At 40.6% G+C, this 17,116-nt stretch carries 18 protein-coding genes; 8 read left to right on the forward strand and 10 right to left on the reverse strand.

All coding sequences use genetic code 11. From position 1 onward, the window contains the following. Positions 1 to 4: 4 nt before the first annotated feature. Both OO007_RS05665 and OO007_RS05670 read left to right on the forward strand, forming a co-directional pair. Positions 5 to 892: a ParB/RepB/Spo0J family partition protein gene (locus OO007_RS05665; RefSeq protein ID WP_325808067.1), complete on the forward strand. Its 888-nt coding sequence runs from the start codon at positions 5 to 7 to the stop codon at positions 890 to 892. 220 nt (positions 893 to 1,112) lie between these two features. Then, complete coding sequence (locus tag OO007_RS05670) at positions 1,113 to 1,715, forward strand: hypothetical protein (RefSeq protein WP_325808068.1); 603 nt, start codon at positions 1,113 to 1,115, stop codon at positions 1,713 to 1,715. Between the two features lie 74 nt (positions 1,716 to 1,789). Here OO007_RS05670 and OO007_RS05675 read toward each other — a convergent pair whose 3' ends face one another. From OO007_RS05675 to OO007_RS05685, 3 genes are read right to left on the reverse strand one after another with little or no spacing between them, the layout of a single operon-like run. Continuing rightward, on the reverse strand, positions 1,790 to 2,185 hold the full coding sequence (locus tag OO007_RS05675; protein WP_325808069.1) for an ACT domain-containing protein: 396 nt from the start codon (positions 2,183 to 2,185) through the stop codon (positions 1,790 to 1,792). A gap of 38 nt (positions 2,186 to 2,223) precedes the next feature. Continuing rightward, positions 2,224 to 3,027: a hypothetical protein gene (locus OO007_RS05680; RefSeq protein WP_325808070.1), complete on the reverse strand. Its 804-nt coding sequence runs from the start codon at positions 3,025 to 3,027 to the stop codon at positions 2,224 to 2,226. A gap of 48 nt (positions 3,028 to 3,075) precedes the next feature. Continuing rightward, positions 3,076 to 3,987 carry a LysR family transcriptional regulator gene (locus OO007_RS05685; protein WP_325808071.1) on the reverse strand — a complete coding sequence of 304 codons (912 nt, stop codon included), beginning with the start codon at positions 3,985 to 3,987 and terminating at the stop codon, positions 3,076 to 3,078. A gap of 246 nt (positions 3,988 to 4,233) precedes the next feature. Here OO007_RS05685 and glyA point away from each other — a divergent pair, with 246 nt between their 5' ends. Then, entirely contained in the window at positions 4,234 to 5,553 is a 1,320-nt protein-coding gene (gene glyA / locus OO007_RS05690) for a serine hydroxymethyltransferase (RefSeq protein ID WP_325808072.1), read from the forward strand. Between the two features lie 156 nt (positions 5,554 to 5,709). Here glyA and OO007_RS05695 read toward each other — a convergent pair whose 3' ends face one another. Both OO007_RS05695 and OO007_RS05700 read right to left on the reverse strand, forming a co-directional pair. Continuing rightward, a complete protein-coding gene (locus OO007_RS05695; protein WP_325808073.1) occupies positions 5,710 to 6,084 on the reverse strand; it encodes a bleomycin resistance protein in 375 nt (124 codons plus the stop codon). Between the two features lie 49 nt (positions 6,085 to 6,133). Then, positions 6,134 to 6,571 (reverse strand): GNAT family N-acetyltransferase, encoded by a 438-nt coding sequence (locus OO007_RS05700; protein ID WP_325808074.1) that lies wholly within the window; start codon positions 6,569 to 6,571, stop codon positions 6,134 to 6,136. A gap of 326 nt (positions 6,572 to 6,897) precedes the next feature. Here OO007_RS05700 and OO007_RS05705 point away from each other — a divergent pair, with 326 nt between their 5' ends. Next, the gene (locus OO007_RS05705; protein ID WP_131905690.1) at positions 6,898 to 7,560 is read left to right on the forward strand and encodes a peroxiredoxin; all 663 of its coding nucleotides are present in this window, start codon (positions 6,898 to 6,900) and stop codon (positions 7,558 to 7,560) included. Positions 7,561 to 7,662: 102 nt separating this feature from the next. Here OO007_RS05705 and rsgA read toward each other — a convergent pair whose 3' ends face one another. From rsgA to OO007_RS05720, 3 genes are read right to left on the reverse strand one after another with little or no spacing between them, the layout of a single operon-like run. Next, positions 7,663 to 8,727 carry a ribosome small subunit-dependent GTPase A gene (gene rsgA / locus OO007_RS05710; protein ID WP_325808075.1) on the reverse strand — a complete coding sequence of 355 codons (1,065 nt, stop codon included), beginning with the start codon at positions 8,725 to 8,727 and terminating at the stop codon, positions 7,663 to 7,665. A gap of 14 nt (positions 8,728 to 8,741) precedes the next feature. Next, a complete protein-coding gene (locus tag OO007_RS05715; RefSeq protein ID WP_325808076.1) occupies positions 8,742 to 10,274 on the reverse strand; it encodes a cryptochrome/photolyase family protein in 1,533 nt (510 codons plus the stop codon). After that, the gene (locus tag OO007_RS05720) at positions 10,274 to 10,447 is read right to left on the reverse strand and encodes a DUF2256 domain-containing protein (protein WP_325808077.1); all 174 of its coding nucleotides are present in this window, start codon (positions 10,445 to 10,447) and stop codon (positions 10,274 to 10,276) included. Before OO007_RS05720 ends, OO007_RS05715 begins: the two co-directional genes overlap by 1 nt. A 120-nt stretch (positions 10,448 to 10,567) precedes the next feature. Between OO007_RS05720 and OO007_RS05725 the strand changes: the two genes are divergently transcribed. Then, the gene (locus OO007_RS05725; RefSeq protein ID WP_299874599.1) at positions 10,568 to 10,834 is read left to right on the forward strand and encodes a TIGR03643 family protein; all 267 of its coding nucleotides are present in this window, start codon (positions 10,568 to 10,570) and stop codon (positions 10,832 to 10,834) included. A 41-nt stretch (positions 10,835 to 10,875) separates the two neighbouring features. Continuing rightward, a complete protein-coding gene (locus OO007_RS05730; RefSeq protein ID WP_325808078.1) occupies positions 10,876 to 11,517 on the forward strand; it encodes a flavin reductase family protein in 642 nt (213 codons plus the stop codon). Positions 11,518 to 11,590: 73 nt separating this feature from the next. Here OO007_RS05730 and OO007_RS05735 read toward each other — a convergent pair whose 3' ends face one another. Beyond that, on the reverse strand, positions 11,591 to 12,157 hold the full coding sequence (locus tag OO007_RS05735) for a phosphoribosyltransferase (protein ID WP_325808079.1): 567 nt from the start codon (positions 12,155 to 12,157) through the stop codon (positions 11,591 to 11,593). A 46-nt stretch (positions 12,158 to 12,203) separates the two neighbouring features. On the opposite strand from OO007_RS05735, the gene OO007_RS05740 reads away from it, so the two are divergent. Continuing rightward, positions 12,204 to 12,791, forward strand: coding sequence for a phosphoribosyltransferase (locus OO007_RS05740; RefSeq protein ID WP_131905684.1), 588 nt, complete (start codon positions 12,204 to 12,206; stop codon positions 12,789 to 12,791). Positions 12,792 to 12,984: 193 nt separating this feature from the next. On the opposite strand, the gene OO007_RS05745 is transcribed toward OO007_RS05740, so the two are convergent. Further along, entirely contained in the window at positions 12,985 to 15,054 is a 2,070-nt protein-coding gene (locus OO007_RS05745) for a choice-of-anchor F family protein (protein ID WP_325808080.1), read from the reverse strand. 565 nt (positions 15,055 to 15,619) lie between these two features. Between OO007_RS05745 and OO007_RS05750 the strand changes: the two genes are divergently transcribed. Continuing rightward, positions 15,620 to 17,023 carry a uracil-xanthine permease family protein gene (locus OO007_RS05750; protein WP_325808081.1) on the forward strand — a complete coding sequence of 468 codons (1,404 nt, stop codon included), beginning with the start codon at positions 15,620 to 15,622 and terminating at the stop codon, positions 17,021 to 17,023. The last annotated feature ends 93 nt before the right edge of the window (positions 17,024 to 17,116 follow it).

Genomic DNA, 17,116 nt, shown 5'->3' on the forward strand with positions numbered 1-17,116 from the left:
GAAAATGGAACTCGCTACTCGTCAACTATCTGATATTAAAAGAAATAGTGAATACTTGCGTCACGGAACAGACGTCGATACCTTAAAAAAGAGCATCGAAAGCATCGGGCTAATCAACCCACTCACGATCAATAAAGATAATGAGTTATTAGCAGGTTCTCGACGCTTTCAGGCGGTCACAGAATTGGGCTGGAAAGAGGTCGATGTACATGTGGTAGATCGTGATTTATTACAGCAGGAATTGATCTCTATCGATGAAAACCTGGTGCGTGAGCCATTGAATCGATTAGAGCTAGAGAAGTGTTTGAATCGTGGTCGTGAAATTTACGAACAGCTAAACCCGAACGCAATCAAAATTGATGTATCCAATGAATCATTAAACCCTGAGAATAAGTTAAAAGAAAAAGAGCAGGAAAAAGTCGATAACGATTCGTTTGCGGCGATTACTTCAGAAAAAACCGGCTTATCAAAATCAGTGATTAAAAGTGCCATCAAACGCGATGAATTGGCAGCAGATTCGGTAAAACAGGCGCGTAGTCAGGGTGAATTGAATGCCAGCCAGACGAATGAAATTATCCAGTTAAATAAAGAACTGCAAGAAAAAGTATTACCACTAATCGCGGATAAAACAGTCAAAGAAGCAAAGCAGATAATCAAAGCGGTAAAGCAAGGTGGCATCGAAGCGGCGATTCAGGAAAACGAAAACTTTGTGCCGTTACCAAAAGAATACACATTGCTCAAAAGTCCGATTAAACGCGTGAATAAAAACCTTTCGCGTATTCTGATAGAAGGCTTGAAATACGATGGACCTGAGAAAGATCAGATCAATAAAGAAATGTTTGAGCTAAAAGAAAACTTGGTGAATTACTTTAAGATGCTAGAAGAAGATTAAATCTGCAGATTGTTAAATGTACTATCTGCGGTAAATCTTTAGGTAAAACGCATTGTAGATTTCGCAAGGGATCTGCAACGTGAAATCTTATTTTTTGCATATAAAATTTGAGTGCATTCAATGAAAAAAATAACTACGATGTTTAAACTGCATTCATCATAAGCATGTTAATTTATTCATGTTTTTTATAAAAATAACCTGAGTGGGTAAATAAAAATAAATGGGTAATCCCTTAATACTAAAAGCCGTTAATGCTTATTTAAGAAAAAGGCTTCATTCTCAAGTAACCCGCCTCGATAATGATGAGAGTATCGAATTGGATCAATATTCGATTCCTCGATTAATGCATTTTTTCCGTCAGCAAGATGAACAAAACCAATTACTATCAGAGATAGAAAGGCTACTTAATAATCAAATAAAAGCGGAAGAAATATTAGTTGTATCAGCAAGTATTACTAATAAAAAAACACTTGAGAATCTGATTAGTAATTCCTTAAATATACCTTGCGAAGTCATTAATGATGCCAATATGCATAGACATAAAGGGCACTTAGGTCTTACGAGTTTCAGGTTTATTGAAAGGCATGCGCTCACTTCATCTTTTATATTTATTACAGGTTTAAATATACTAGCTGCGAGTGAAGCTCAGTTTCATAATGATCCAGAGAAGGAGCAAAATCTCATTGAAAAAAATTCACGAAAGTTGGCCATATCGATGATGAGAGCACAAAAAGCAGTAACACTGTTGATTACTGCTGATAAGATTCCAGCGGAGTTTGTCACACCTGAGTTTGAAATAAAAACAGTGAGTTTAGAGACCTAAACTGAATTTCTAGATATTTTGGATAACGCGTGTTTAAGTACATTTTATATAATCAGATAAAAGTGTTCATTAAGTTACTCTGCTAATTCTTGTAACGCTGCCAAAGCCGCCTCAGCTTTATCAGATTGCACAAAGATATGATCGTGATAATAAGCCGCCACTACATTCGCGCTGATGTTATAAGCTGTTAGCTTGGCTGATACCGCCGCCGTTAAACCAACCGCTTCCAGACTGGAATGCACGGTGAGTGTGATCTGTTTGTATTTCCCTTCGAAGGGAATATTTGCTTTTTCTGCTGCTTCTACATCAAGGATAAGTGTTAAACCTTCTGCTTCGATATAGGTAGCCAGAGGGTTTAAATGAACATAGTCCGCGAGTTCTCCTTCGACGGCGCAAAATGCATATTCACCGCCTCTGATTTCGGGTGACATGGATTTTAATAGTTCTTCGATTTCGACGATACCTGTCATAGTAATCTCCTTAATATTGCTACTATTAACTCAGTTTTTTAAAATGGTTTAAGGCTTACGAGGAAACTTGGGTCTCCTTCCAATAGGCCTGTTGCGAGTGTTGTTTCGTAATTGGGGAATGTTTTGGTACACCAGTTTAAAATAGCCATTTTAGTAAAGAATGCGCGACGCGTTTCGTAGGTAAAATTAATATCGTTTTTGCTATTGTTAGCATTCTCAATAAAAAAACTCACATCAATATTGGCTATCTGAATAGCTGGATTGGTACTTTGGACGTCATCAAATTGTTTGAAATCCCAATCTCCTGACTGTTGTATTTTCTCTTTCTGTGCGTTGTTTTCAGCTACCTCAGAATCAGCTTCAGGCGCTTCTGCATGATAGTAGATATGCATACCTTCAAACACCGCTTCACGATCGAAAAAGTCGATAATAATCTGATCTCTTGGATGGGCTAGAATCGCGCTAGCGAGTGCTTCGAAGTCTTGCTCGGTTTGCCAGAATGCAGAGAGACGACAGCTGATAACGACATTTCTGGTGGGCGTGTCTTTTAGAATTGAACTGATATCACCTTGTGTGACGTTGTGAATATCAGGGTAGCGTTCTTCTGTACGTTGTGTCACGACCGCAGATTTATCAACAAATTGTAGTTCGGTCGCGGCCGCTAGATAGGCTGCAGTTTCCGGAAACCCACAGAAAATGACAGGAGCCTGGTGATCTGCAAGTTCAAACGCAATGCGTTCTGCAATATCTTTAGGATTGTGAAAAGTGCGGTAGATAATATCCCAATCGATATCTTCTGAGTACTTGCCGATCGGTTTGATTGTTTGGTGATTGTCGTTCATAAATATGGAATAAAAAAAGGCTTCAAAGTAGGGGGGTGGGTAACAATTTTAACCCGTAAGACTATCGATTACATGCCTAAGATTATTTGATACGTTTTTATCACCTGCAAATTTCAGAATCAATGGTTTGTCAGTCGTCACTGTTTGTTTGAAAGGTGCTACCAGGTCACCATTTTTCAACGGCGCTTCCAGCAATGATAGATGCCCCATTAATATCCCCGCACCGTTCTTTGTTTCTTCTGCTGCAATACTAAATAGTGAGTAACTAGGTCCGTTTTTGGGGATTGTCAGATCTGGCGCTGCTTTGTTAAGCCAGTTAGTCCAGTCATCTGGCCATAGCACATCATACAAACAGGTTTCATTGAGTAGATCAGCAGGTGTTTTTAAGCGTTTCGCTATTTCAGGTGAGCAAACCGGCAGGATGGTATCTTCTTCGAGAATGATTTGGTTGTTGTTATTGTTGTCATTGATGTTATTAGCGCTGCTGTCTGTATTAGCCGCTTCAAAAAATAAACTGATATCAAACATTTCCCGGTTTAAATTGGGTGGGTTTTCCAAAGCAGTAATCGAGATATTGATATGTGGAAACGCACGACGAATCGCAGGTAAACGCGGCGATAACCACAGTTGTGCAATGCTCGGTAAAGCGGCGATATTAATCGTAGCAACAGTCGTTTTAGTGCGCAACAATCTAACCGCATCACCCAGCGCATCAAACGCACTGGTGAAATCTGCGATGACTTCTGTGCCTACATCAGTAAGCACGACACCTTGAGAGCGGCGCTCAAATAACTTCGCGCCTGCCCAATCTTCCAGTGTTTTTATATGTTGCGAAATGGCGCCCGACGTTACACACAATTCTTCTGCGGCGTTATTGAATCCACCCAAACGTGCGGCTGCTTCAAACGCGCGTAATGCATTCAACGGTGGACCTTTCGGTCGGGGCGGTGAAACTGGCAAGGTGTAAATCCTCAAGAGATATATATAGCGTATCGCTATATGGAAAGTAGCTTATGTTGCAGATATGTAAAGTAATTATACCAAATAAATTAGGGCTAGTTTTTCTATGCCAAAGTTTAGTAATTCTGAGTTGCGCGAATCAGCAGGCGTGGCGCATCATCTATCTGGTTCTGAATGACAAAATCGATATACAAATAACCATCTATAAATACATGAGACACACGCATTAAACAGACGGAGAATATTATGGCCTTGAACAAAAGAAACTGGGTACCAGAGCATAGTGAAGCCTTGGTACAAGCTATTGCAAAGCGTACGAGCAAAGAAGATTCAAATACCGTTTTTGATCATATCGAGTCTTTGACGAAAAAGAATGCCGATATTCACGAGCGTGAGTGTTTCAATCTGAATCCTGCGTCTAATGTGATGAACCCTAAAGCGGAAGCGTTTCATGCGAAAGGTTTGGGGTCACGTGCATCACTGGGTTACCCCGGTGATAAATATGAAATGGGACTTGAGGCAATTGAAGAAATCGAAGTCATCGCCGCTGAATTGTGTTGCGAAATCTTTGACGCAGATTACGCTGAAGTACGTGTGCCTTCTGGCGCAATCGCGAACCTCTATGGTTTTATGGCGACCTGTAAAGCAGGTGATACTATTATCGCACCACCTGCATCAATTGCGGGTCATGTGACGCATCACAGTGATGGTTGCGCGGGTCTTTATGGTTTGAATACGGTTTATGCGCCGGTTAACGAAGATGGCTATACCGTTGATATCGAAGCATTGCGTGAACTAGCAAAAGAAGTAAAACCTAAATTAATTACCATCGGTAGTAGTTTAAATTTATTTGAACATCCCATTAGAGAAGTGCGAGAAATAGCGGATGAAGTAGGCGCGAAGTTAATGTTCGATGCAGCGCATCAATGCGGCATTATCGCTGGTAAGGCATGGAAAAACCCGTTAACGGAAGGTGCGCATTTTATGACACTGAGCACCTATAAAAGTCTGGGCGGCCCAGCTGGTGGCATTATCGTGTCCAATGATAAAGACATAGTAGAACGACTAGACGCAATTGCCTATCCGGGAATGACAGCCAACTTCGATGCCGCAAAAACCGCGGCACTCGCTGTAAGCATGCTGGATTGGCGCGAACATGGCGAAGCCTATGCACAAGAGATGATCGCGGTCGCACAAGCTTTTGCTAAAGCGTTAGATGCTGAAGGCATTCCTATTTACGCTAAAGACAAAGGATTCACTAAATCTCATCAGTTCGCGATTATCGCTAAAGAGTTTGGTGGAGGTCAGACGGCTGCGAAAAAGCTTCGCAAAGCCGGTTTCCTCGCGAGCGGAATCGGACTACCGATTGAAACTGTGGAAGGTGATATGAATGGATTGCGATTTGGTACACCAGAATTAGTGCGTTGGGGTGTGACCGTTGAACGTATTGGAGAAATTGCCAGCTTGGTTGCGCGTGCATTGCGCTCTGATAACCCTGAAGAAATTGCACCTGAAACGGCGAAGCTGAGAAAAGAGTTCGATCGTGTACATTTTGTGAATGATTAAAACCAATATATAAAAAAGCGTCTGCATACACGCTAATATCTAGTATCGCCTATCGGCGAGCTAGCTCTAAGCTTTGGCATACATGAGTTGACCATTTCTAAAAACGAAATGGCACCCCCCTACTTATAAGCCTTTTTTTAAGGCTTAACATTTGTTCTATAAGTTTTGCCCAAAAGTCAGTCTATTACCATCTGGATCAGCGACTGAAAATTCTTTCATTCCCCAGGTCTGTTCGACGGGTTGCATGGTAATTCCCGCTTTGTCTTTGACCGTTAAACCGTTATTTGTAAATCCTTTATAAACCTCATCCAGATTTGTGACGTTTACATAAATCACATTACCAAATACGCCATCGCCCGCATGTTGTGATAGATGAATCCGATCACCATCTCTTTCTAAAAACGCATACATCGACATAAACGAAGTTGGATCAGGGTCGGGTGCTTGTAGAGTGTTGAAGTCCAAAACTTCCGTGTAAAAGGGGAGGGAGACGGTTATATCGTTGCATCTTATGAAGGGTTGTATTGACATTTATCTGCTCCTATTTTGCTTTAGTAGATTTACAATAAACAGTGCTCATTTATGCAGTGTATTTCAAACGAAGTACATGTTCGCCAGATGCTTCATGTTCCATCTCATCGATTTGCGTGAATCCATATTGTTTATAAAACTCGCGGCCAATGGTGTTTTTTTCGAATACTTCTAATTCTAAATCGCCGTGCAATTGGTGTGCGATATCCATCATCATTTTACCAAGCTTCTTGCCATGATGCTCAGGCTGTAGAAATATCGCACCAACCTCATTACCAATCAGGGCGATGAATCCAACCACCTTCTTTTCATTGTCATCTTCTATCACCCATGTATCTGCATTGGGTAAGTAAAGTGCAGGAATATCTTTTCTCACCTGTGCGACAAAGTCTTCTTTTAAAAAAGGATGTGCGAGTTTGTTAGCGTTTTCCCATGTTGCGAGAACATCGTCTAAATCGCTTTCTATGTATTGTCGAATGGTATGCATTTACTCAGCCTGTTTGTTTTAATGGGGATTATGTGCTTATTAGTAGCTTGCTTATAGATCGCAGTTTAGCAACTTCTATGCAGGGCTATTCGTCTTTTTACTTGGCTTAATCACAGAGTGGTTTTGATATAAATCAACCATCTATTAGATAGATTGTTTCGATAGTTATTTAACATTTCACAAGTATATTAATGAAGTCTAATATAGGTTTTAACAGCTACCAAGCTGGAATCAGAAAATCTGGTTTAAACAAAAATAAAACGGATTTTCATTCAAACAAACGTAAATTGAAAAATATTGAAACCTAATAATAGAAGGTAAATATCATGGAAAATACAATCGAAAAAATTAACGAAGAAGTGGTTACATTCCCACAATTGAATAAACCTGCACCTGCTTTTGAAGCAAAGACTACGCACGGTGTTAAAAAGCTTTCTGACTACAAAGGTCGTTGGTTAGTATTATTCTCTCACCCAGCGGATTTCACACCTGTTTGTACCACTGAATTCATGGCTTTTGCGAATCACCACGAAGAGTTCTTGGCAGAAGGTGCAGACTTACTCGGTTTGTCTATCGATAGCTATTACAGCCACGTTGCATGGGTACGTAATATTAAGGAGAAATTTGGTGTAGACATCAACTTCCCTATCATCGAAGACCTTTCAATGAATGTGGCGAAAGCTTACGGAATGATTCACCCGGGTGCTGCGGATACGTCAGCGGTAAGAGCAACTTTCATTATTGATCCTGATGGAATCTTACGTGCGATGGTTTACTACCCAATGACAAATGGCCGTTCAATTCCTGAGTTTTTGCGAGTGATTAGAGCGCTTAAAGCATCTGACGAAAACCAAATCGCAACGCCAGAAGGATGGCAGCCAGGTGATAAGGTTATCGTACCTCCACCACAGGATGCGGCTGCTGCCGAAGCACGTATGACTGAAGGTTATGAATGTACGGATTGGTACTTCTGTAAGAAAGAACTTTAAACAATAGTTATTAGATTCAACCAAAGCCCGAACTACTGTTCGGGCTTTGTTATTTTGGGTGATAGATTATTGGATCTACTCATCATTATATTATCATCAATATCATCGCTTTTTGTTCTTCAAGGTGGTTTTAATCATCTTGCCAAAGTCTTTATCCTTCTTTCTTTTATCGGAATAGGACATGTCATTGAAGGCTGATTCGCTTTTCATTTTTTGATAGTTTTTATAGCGTTGTTCAGACAGTTCATCAGTGGCTAACGCAGCTAAAATGGCGCAGCCTTTTTCTTTGGTGTGAGAACAGTTGCTAAATTTACAGTGTTGCATTAGCTCAATAATTTCAGAGAATGTTTCGTCAAGACCACTATCTACTGACATATTACCGAGTTCCCTCATGCCGGGAGTATCAATAATCATAGCGCCATTTTCTAGCTGCAACAGTTCGCGGCTGGTGGTTGTATGTCTGCCTTTACTTTGTTTTTTGCTAACGGTTTGGGTTTCTAATTTAGTACTACCGAGAATGCTATTGAGTAGCGTAGTTTTTCCCACGCCTGAAGAACCTAGTAGGCAATAAGTAGAACCTGAGATTAATAAACCTCGGATTTTATCCAGGTTTTCTCTGGTCTCATTACTAAATGCAATTACCGTGATTTCAGGGTAGGTGGTCAATATGCTGGTCGTTAATTCTTCAATTTCGGATTGAGGGAGTAGGTCACTTTTACTTAATAGAATAACGGGTGTAATTCCGCTTTGATTAATCATCACCAAATAACGTTCTAGACGACTCAGATTAAAATTTTCATTGGCGGATTGAACAATAAATGCAGTATCAATATTCGCAGCAATTAATTGAAACTCAACCAGCTTTCCGGCTGTTTTTCTTTTTAATAAGGTTTTTCTGGGGACAACGCCATGAATAATTGCATGCGTATCATCATCGTAAAAATCAGCATAAACCCAATCACCAACGGTTGGTAGGTCGGTTGCCGATTCCACGCTGTAATATAGATTTCCAGAAAGCTCGGCAAACACGTCCTGTTTGCCATTACTAATCATGAAGCTATCTTTGTGAACTGAAACAACACGGGCTAGTTCATGTGTAGCTAGTTTGTTTTGATCAATGTGACTTTGAAACCAGTCACTCAGGCCAATTTCTTTTAAGGTATCCATCGGGTCATTATAATTTATTTATTTGTGTTTTCCCTAAATGCTGCAGCTTGTTTTTTTATTTGTTTGAGATCGTTATCACTTTTGCGGCGCAGATTTTTTAGCATAAATCCCATACGTGGGTTATTGGCAAAGTCAGCTTCGTGCTTATCCAGAAAATCCCAGAATAAGGTAGTAAAAGGACAGGCATTATCGCCAATGGCTTCGCTAGGTTTAAAGCGACATTCTTTACAGTAGTTACTCATTTTATTGATGTAATTGCCGCTAGCTGCATAGGGTTTGGATGCCATAATACCATTGTCTACGTACTGACTCATGCCAAGGGTATTGGGTAGTTCTACCCATTCGACGGCATCGACATAAACCGCCAGATACCATTCGTGAATCTGTTTGGGTTTAACGCCGTAAATCAATGAGAACAATCCCGTAATCATCAAGCGTTGAATGTGGTGCGCATAACCATGTTTAAGCGTTTGCTTTATGCTCTGATGCAGGCAATTCATATCGGTTTCGCCCGTCCAGTAAAAATCGGGCAGATCGTTACTAGCTTGCAGTCCGTTCATTTCCAGCCAGTCGGGCATATTCAACCAATACAAACCGCGCACGTATTCACGCCAACCTAGAATCTGTCGGATAAAACCTTCCACCGCAGCGAGTGGTGCGCCTTTTTCGCGGTGGTATGTTTCGGCAGCGTTAATCACTTCTAAAGGGTGAAGTAGTTTTAAATTGAGAGAAGATGAAATCAGTGAGTGATTGAGAAAAGACTCGTCAGTCCACATTGCATCCTGGTAATCACCAAAGTTTTGCAGGCACTCATCGAGGAAGCGATCCAACGCTTGTTGTGCCTGCTCGGGTGTGACTGGCCACTCTAGTTGTTCTAATTCGCCGGGATGATCTGGGTAGTTGTTGTTAACCAGTGTGATTACTTCCTGAGTGATTTTATCCGCTTCCCAGTCAATCGTTTTCGGGATGTTTTGTGGGCCATCTTTGTTGAATGATTTGCGATTGGATTGATCGTAATTCCATTTTCCACCCAAAGGGTGTTTATCGTCTTCCATGAGTATGTGGTATTTCTTGCGGAGTTCTCGATACCAGTATTCCAGACGCAGTTGTTTCTTGCCATTGGCCCATTGTTTAAATTCAGAAGGGGTTGAGAGGAAATGTTGATCGTGTAGTTGTTTTAGCTCGACATCGTGTTGCTTACAGACTTCGGCGATGGATTTAAACACGCGGTAATCACCAGGTCTAACCAGCCATACAGATTCAGGATTATGTTCCTTTATCGTTGCACCTAAGGCATCAGCCAGCGTTGAATAATCATGATCGTTGAGCGTTAAGTAGTGCAAAGGTAAATCACGTTGTTTTAACGATTCTGCAAAATGTCGCATCGCAGATAAGAATAGGGCGATGCGTTGTTTATGTGACCAAACGTGGGTGGCTTCTTCTTTGACTTCCGCCATCCAGAAGCAATCCTGTTGTTTATCGACATCATCGAAGATTAACGACTTATGATCGAGTTGATCACCAAGAATGACATAGAGTCTGCGCATTAACTTTTCCTCGTTTGATTATCAACATTAACAACACTGTTGCGGTTTCGTCTGCATCGTTCTGAACAATATTTAACCTCGTCCCAACAACTCTGCCACTTCTTGCGCCAGCTAAATGGTTTCTCGCAAAACGGACATTGCTTCTCAGCCAGATTGATCTTTTTATGCGTCATATTTGGGAGCCCAAGAATTAATGTATCGGTAAAATATAAGTATTGTATAATAAATGTGTTAGTATTTGTGTTTTGTTTTAACGATGCCTTTGAATCTATATCTACGAATGTTTATTTATTATGAAAAGCAGTAAATCCAAAAGTCTTGAAGAAGCCGATGTGAGTCGAATTATAGAAATGGCGTGGGAAGATAGAACGCCTTTCGAAGCGATTGAAACCGAATATGGTTTGGCAGAAAAACAGGTCATAGTGTTGATGCGCAAACACATGAAAGCATCCAGCTTTAAAATGTGGCGCAAACGGGTCAGTGGTCGCAAAACCAAACATCTGACACAACGGGGATTTACGGTTGGTCGTTTTGTTTGTCCGACACAGCGTCTTCGTTAAACAAACTATCTATTACTAAAGCGAATTACAAACCACCAAATATGAAATTAAACAAAGAACAGATCGAAGCGAAAGATGATCGCGAACGCGTACTTTTCATCAATTCATTATCAGGGTTTAAAAGTGCGAATCTGGTCGGTACAGCTAACGATGAGAAACAGAGCAATCTGGCGATCGTTTCATCCGTAGTTCACTTGGGTGCAAACCCTGCGCTACTGGGAATGGTTATGCGACCTCACAGCGTGCCGCGCGGCACTTTGGAAAATATTATCAACACTGACGTGTATACCTTGAATCACGTAAATACCGATATCTATCAACAAGCGCATCAAACGTCGGCACGTTATCCTGAGGATATTTCTGAATTCAACGAAGTGGGTTTGAACGAACAGTGGGAAGAAGGATTTGCTGCGCCGTTTGTAAAAGAAAGTCATATCAAGTTAGGCATGAAACTGCGAGAAAAACACCATTTAGCCATCAATGGTACAGAGTTCTTAATCGGTGAGATTATCAGCATTGAAGTTCCGGACGAATTAGTTAGCGAAGATGGGTTTATCTCGCTGGAAAAAGCCAATACGGTTGCAGTAAGCAGTCTGGATACCTATCACAGTACGCAATTGTTGGGGCATCTTAGTTATGCCAAGCCCAACCGCGATCTTTCTTTTTTGGATAGAGAAGGCTAATCAAATTTGCTTGATTGATTTCTGAAACAGAAAAACAGGCTTAAAGTAGGGGGGTGACCTAGAATGGTATCTCTTAATTTTTTGGCAAATGATCTTTCAGGATTGCGTAAATCTCAGGGCGTTTCTCTGCCATTTCTTCATTAGTCAGCCCCTCCATCGAATGCGGGTACTTTAACCAGTCTGCGGTTTCATGGACGACGAAATCGGGGTTGATATCCGTTTGGTTTCTGCTGGGTTTGTAATAGGGCACGGCGATGCGGATATCTTCTGGGGTATTTCTACGCGCTGATTTCTGAAGTCGATTGATAATTGCTTGCACTGATCGGCCCGTGTCAAACACATCATCCACAATCAATAATTTGTCGTGGTTCTGAATGTTTTTTATGAGGTAATCGAGACCGAGCACTTTCACTTTGCGTTGTTGATTATCAATGCCGGAATAGGATGAGGTGCGAATCGCAATATTGTCAGCATGGATGCCGTGAAAATGCAGATATTCCTGCACAGCGATGCCTATCGGCGCGCCACCACGCCATACTGCAATAATGAATGTCGGTTTAAAACCCGACTCCAGAATTTTATGGGCGAGTTTAAACGAATCTTCTAGTAAATCTTGTGCTGTAAGGTAGACTTTTTCCATGATCATTCAACTTTAACAAGGCTAGTTTAAAGAGTATATTAAAACTATGAAAAAGACATTCCTGGAAGAACAAGAATTAATACAAGACTCCTTCAAACTTGGTGTGCAGATTTTTGAGTCTGGTTTTAAACCAACCTTTATCGTTGGCCTATGGCGCGGCGGAAGTTCTGTCGGTATTTACGTGCAGGAATGTTTGCAAACACTGGGTGTTGAAACCAATCATATTTCCTTGCGGACCTCTTACCGCGGTCAACCGTATTATCACGAAATGGCTAATTTGCCTGTAAGTGATATTCGAGTGCATGGCACCAAGTATTTGGTTGATAATTTGAATCAGGGTGATTCATTGTTGATTGTGGATGATGTTTTTAGTACAGGTAAAAATATTGAAGCGGTTATCCAGAAACTCCAGCATCGTTTAAGACGCAATATGCCGAAACAGGTGAAAGTAGCTACGCTGTATCAACGATCTTCATACAATGCGGTTGATACCAAGCCCGATTTTGTTTTGCACCAGACTGAAGACTGGTTGGTGTTCCCGTATGAAATGACTGGGTTGACTCTGGATGAAATCAAGCAACACAAACCCTTTTTAGTACCTTATTTGAAGCCCGAACTAATTCCTGATAGTTAATTCCCGATAACTATTTCCGATAGCTAATTTAGACATTTAAAAAAAGTGCCCCAAAGGTGGGGGGTGGCTTTTAATCTATAACGGCTAAACGAAAAGACAGAACAAAAATCAAAACGAAAAAACCGAAGCGCAAACAGTCAAATGATCTGACTGTTTACCCTCCGGTTTATTCGGTTTCTTAAGTTAAATACTATTACTTGGTATTGTTAGCTCTTAGTTTTCTGCGTGCGAATAATCCGCGAATTCCAAGAGTACCTAATAGCATCATTAAGAAAGTGTTGAAGCTACCGCCACCATTGCTGCTAGTTTCTGTTTCTGCAGGTAACTCAGCAACTTCAATCGCTAGCTCCGTTTCAACGGTTTCAGGCGTTGTTTGCTCACCGTATTTATTATCGACATAAGTCGCTTTCAAGTTAGTGTGCTTATTAAGATTCAACTTACCATCATTATCTACAGTTGCTTCGTTTGAAGCATGAGCATTTAAGTAACCGATAAATCTAGATGTATTGATATCGGTTTCAGTTAGGGTCAACATTTCTGTCTCACCATGATCACTGGTTACCGCAATTTCAACCGTTTCTCTTGCAAGTGGGTCAGTATTGAGGTCATTGTCGGCAACACCTACTGTGATAAGTGCAGAACCTTCAAGAACAAGCTCTTCTTCTGGTCTAGCTGCAACAGCAGGTTCTTCGACAACAGTATCATCTTCAACAACTGTATCGTCTTCGGCAACAACGTCATCTTCAACAACGGTATCGTCTTCGGCAACAACGTCTCCTTCAACAACTGTATCGTCTTCGGCTACAATGTCATCTTCAACAACAGTATCGTCTTCGACAACAGCGTCATCTTCAGCAGCTGTATCATCCTCGACAACAGTCTCATCATCAGTCACTTCTTCAGAATCTGGCTCGTCTTCAGGGATCGGTGTTATATCAACAACCACGATACCTTCACTTTCGTCATATCCTGGCTCTGGTGCAACATCCGCCACATAAGCGGGTTCGACCTGATCTGAATCAACACTTGGGGTAATACGAATGGTGAATTTATTACCAATGGCGGTGTTATCACCGACGTTAACGATGTAGTTTACGCCCAGATTCAAAACATCTTCAACCGGACCTTGTGCATACCAATCGCCTGACCAAGTAAGTAGATCTTCCTCGGTCGCAATTTCCCAGTTATCTTCATTGCCTTTATGCCATGCATTTGTTCCAGTTTTTAGAGGATCGCCCCAAAAAGCTTTGAGTGTTGCATCAGTAAGTGGGTTAAAGTCATCATCATGAAATACCCCTGTTGGCTCCCAAATAGAAGGCAACCAGTTACCAAAGAGTTCCTGATAGTTACCGCCTAGCATTGGACCCGCATAAGAGATGCTGTTAGAACCCACCGCTGGCGTGTAATAAACTCGAGTGCTATCAAAAAAGCCATTAGAGTCAAAATGTTGATCTATTGGTCCCCATAACCCATGAGAGAAGTTAGCTCTTGATTCGATATCCCAGATATCTGTGGCTGGTTCATCACCATTGCTTGGGTTTTCACCTAAACCTATGGATACTGTCAATTCTGGATTTGGAAGACCTTCGGCATCGAACACTTCAATGCTATATCCATTAAGACGTTTACCTGTGTAGTTATTAATTTTTTGTAAGACTTGGTAGCGTTGTGTACTGGTATCACCTTCTTTTAGATTAAATGATATTTCTACGGGTGATCCTAATCCCGCTTCAACACCAGCTACTGTAGTTGGCTGTAGATTAATTTTAAAACGTTTGTGGCTTTGAAAAGGGCTAGAACAAAGAGTTGGTCCACCATTATCAAGGTAAGATGTTGTCATTATGCAGTTTTCTGGTCTACCCTGCTTAGTCTCCAAATCACCATTTATGATTTTGATTCCTGATGGTTCACCAGTAGGCCAATCTTTACCGTGTAGCAGTCCTCTAACCTCACCACCAGTGGTGATAACAGACTCAAAAGAATCACCTAATACCATACTGGTATAACTTCCATCGGCAGGATTATAAGACCCTGTTACAGTAGCGAAATCCTCTACGCTTACTATATTTACACTAATATTGCTCAAATCCCATCCACCAAAGCCAAATTGCTGGTTTGGTGTATTAACAGCGGTTTTTAACGCTTCACCTTCTGGTGCGTCGGTAACAATTTGCCCTGCTTGTAGATTCGTAGCAATAAGCATTGTAACGGCTGTCGTTATTGCTAAAGCGATCGGGGTTTTTCTAAATGTTTGTACTGACATATCAACTCTCCTTGATTGAAAATAGACTGAAAGATCCACTCCTCGTGGAGTCATTTCAAAGTGCGCTATCTGCTTAAGACTAAAATTTTATGTGATGGGGGAATGGTGATTTGTGTTTAAAATTCCTCGCCTTTACAAATAACTCTTATGCTCAATATAAAATAAGGTTAGATTTTTAAAGTTGATAATTGTTAATAATTGAATTTATAAGTAAGAATTTGGTGCGTAACTTGATATATCTCCTGTTAATAAGCGTTTTCTTATGTGTTTATTCTAAATAATTTAATGAGTTACGTGAAAAGTGCTACTGTTGAAGTCTTTTATTGGTATCAATTGTTGTAAGCCTTCTTGTTGTAAAAATAAATTCACTTTCCATATTTATAACAACATATTTTTATTTTACTGAATCTTATGTGATTTCTATCATATATTTACAATCTATCATTATTCATAATTTAGATGATAGAAACCTGTTCTCATATTATTTTACCGATACTGGCACTAAATTTGCTTTGTTTATTACTGCAGTGACTTTTTCAATTGATCTAAGTTCATGGAGAATATTATGGCAGAGTATAAGAGCGAGCCGCAGACGGACCTGATTTACACATTAGAAGACACCCCAGGCGTTACCGAATCAACATTTGCTGCGATACAGCATGTGCTAGCGAGTTTTGTGGGAATTATTACACCGACTCTGGTTATTGGTGGTGTGCTAGGTTTAGGATCTCACATACCTTATTTGATTAGTATGGCATTGATCGTTTCTGGTGCAGCGACGTTTATTCAAGCACGTCGAATGCTCGGAGTTGGTGCAGGAATGTTATGTGTGCAAGGAACAAGTTTTGCTTTTCTCAGTTCAATACTGGCTGCAGGATTTATCGCTAAAGCGAAAGGCGGAGGACCTGATGAAATTCTTTCACTGATTTTTACGGTTTGTTTTTTCGGTGCATTTATTGAAATATTTCTCAGCCAGATTATTGGTAAATTAAAGAATGTGGTTACACCACTGGTAACAGGCATAGTAATCACTGTGATTGGTTTGAGTTTGATTAAAGTGGGTATGACTGATTTGGCGGGGGGATTTAAAGCCAAAGATTTGGGCAGTATCGAGAACATGATGCTTGGCATCACGGTATTACTTGTTGTGATTGTTATGAATCAAATGAAAAATCAGTGGTTAAGAATTTCATCTATTGCGATAGGTCTTGTTGTCGGTTTTATCATAGCAATCATGATGGGAAAAATAGATTTTAGTAACCTTGCTGCTTTGCCAGTAGTTAGTATTCCCGTTCCGTTTAAGTTCGGATTCTCATTTGACTTAGCTGCTTTTTTACCAATAGCACTTATTTATATTATTACAGCAATTGAAACTACCGGTGATATCACCGCAAACTGTGTGATTTCAGGACAGGAAATAGATGGTAAAAAATATCGCGATCGTGTCAAGGGCGGTGTACTAGCAGATGGAGTGAACTCTTTAATTGCAGCAACATTTAATACATTCCCTAATACTACATTCAGTCAGAATAATGGCGTGATTCAATTAACTGGGGTGGCTAGTCGTCACGTGGCTTATTTTATAGCTGTTATCTTAATTATTTTAGGCTTCTTCCCCATTATTGGTGGAGTACTACAAAATATGCCAAAACCCGTACTGGGTGGTGCGACATTAATTATGTTCGCTACCGTTGCAGCGGCAGGCGTAAAGATATTGAAGCAAGTCGAATTAAATCGTCGTAATATGTTAGTCATAGCGGTTTCATTTGGTCTTGGTTTGGGGGTCATGATGGTTCCTGAGGCAATCGCCCAATTGCCAAAAGTCGCTCAAAATATTTTTGGTAGTGCAGTCACAATGGGTGGATTATCGGCTATTATTTTGAATTTGATTCTGCCTCAACCTGAGTCTAAGTCTCTATCCGTACCTGAACTTGAGAAAGAAACTAAAGAACAATTAGCAACTAACTGATAGGTCTAGCTCTATGAAAAATGTACTTTTAGTAATTTTCTTAGAATAGAGTTCTTTACATAAAGTTCTGATTGAAAAAGCCTGGCGTTAGGC

The sequence above is a fragment of the Cocleimonas sp. KMM 6892 genome (assembly GCF_035798195.1).
GTDB lineage: Bacteria > Pseudomonadota > Gammaproteobacteria > Thiotrichales > Thiotrichaceae > Cocleimonas > Cocleimonas flava.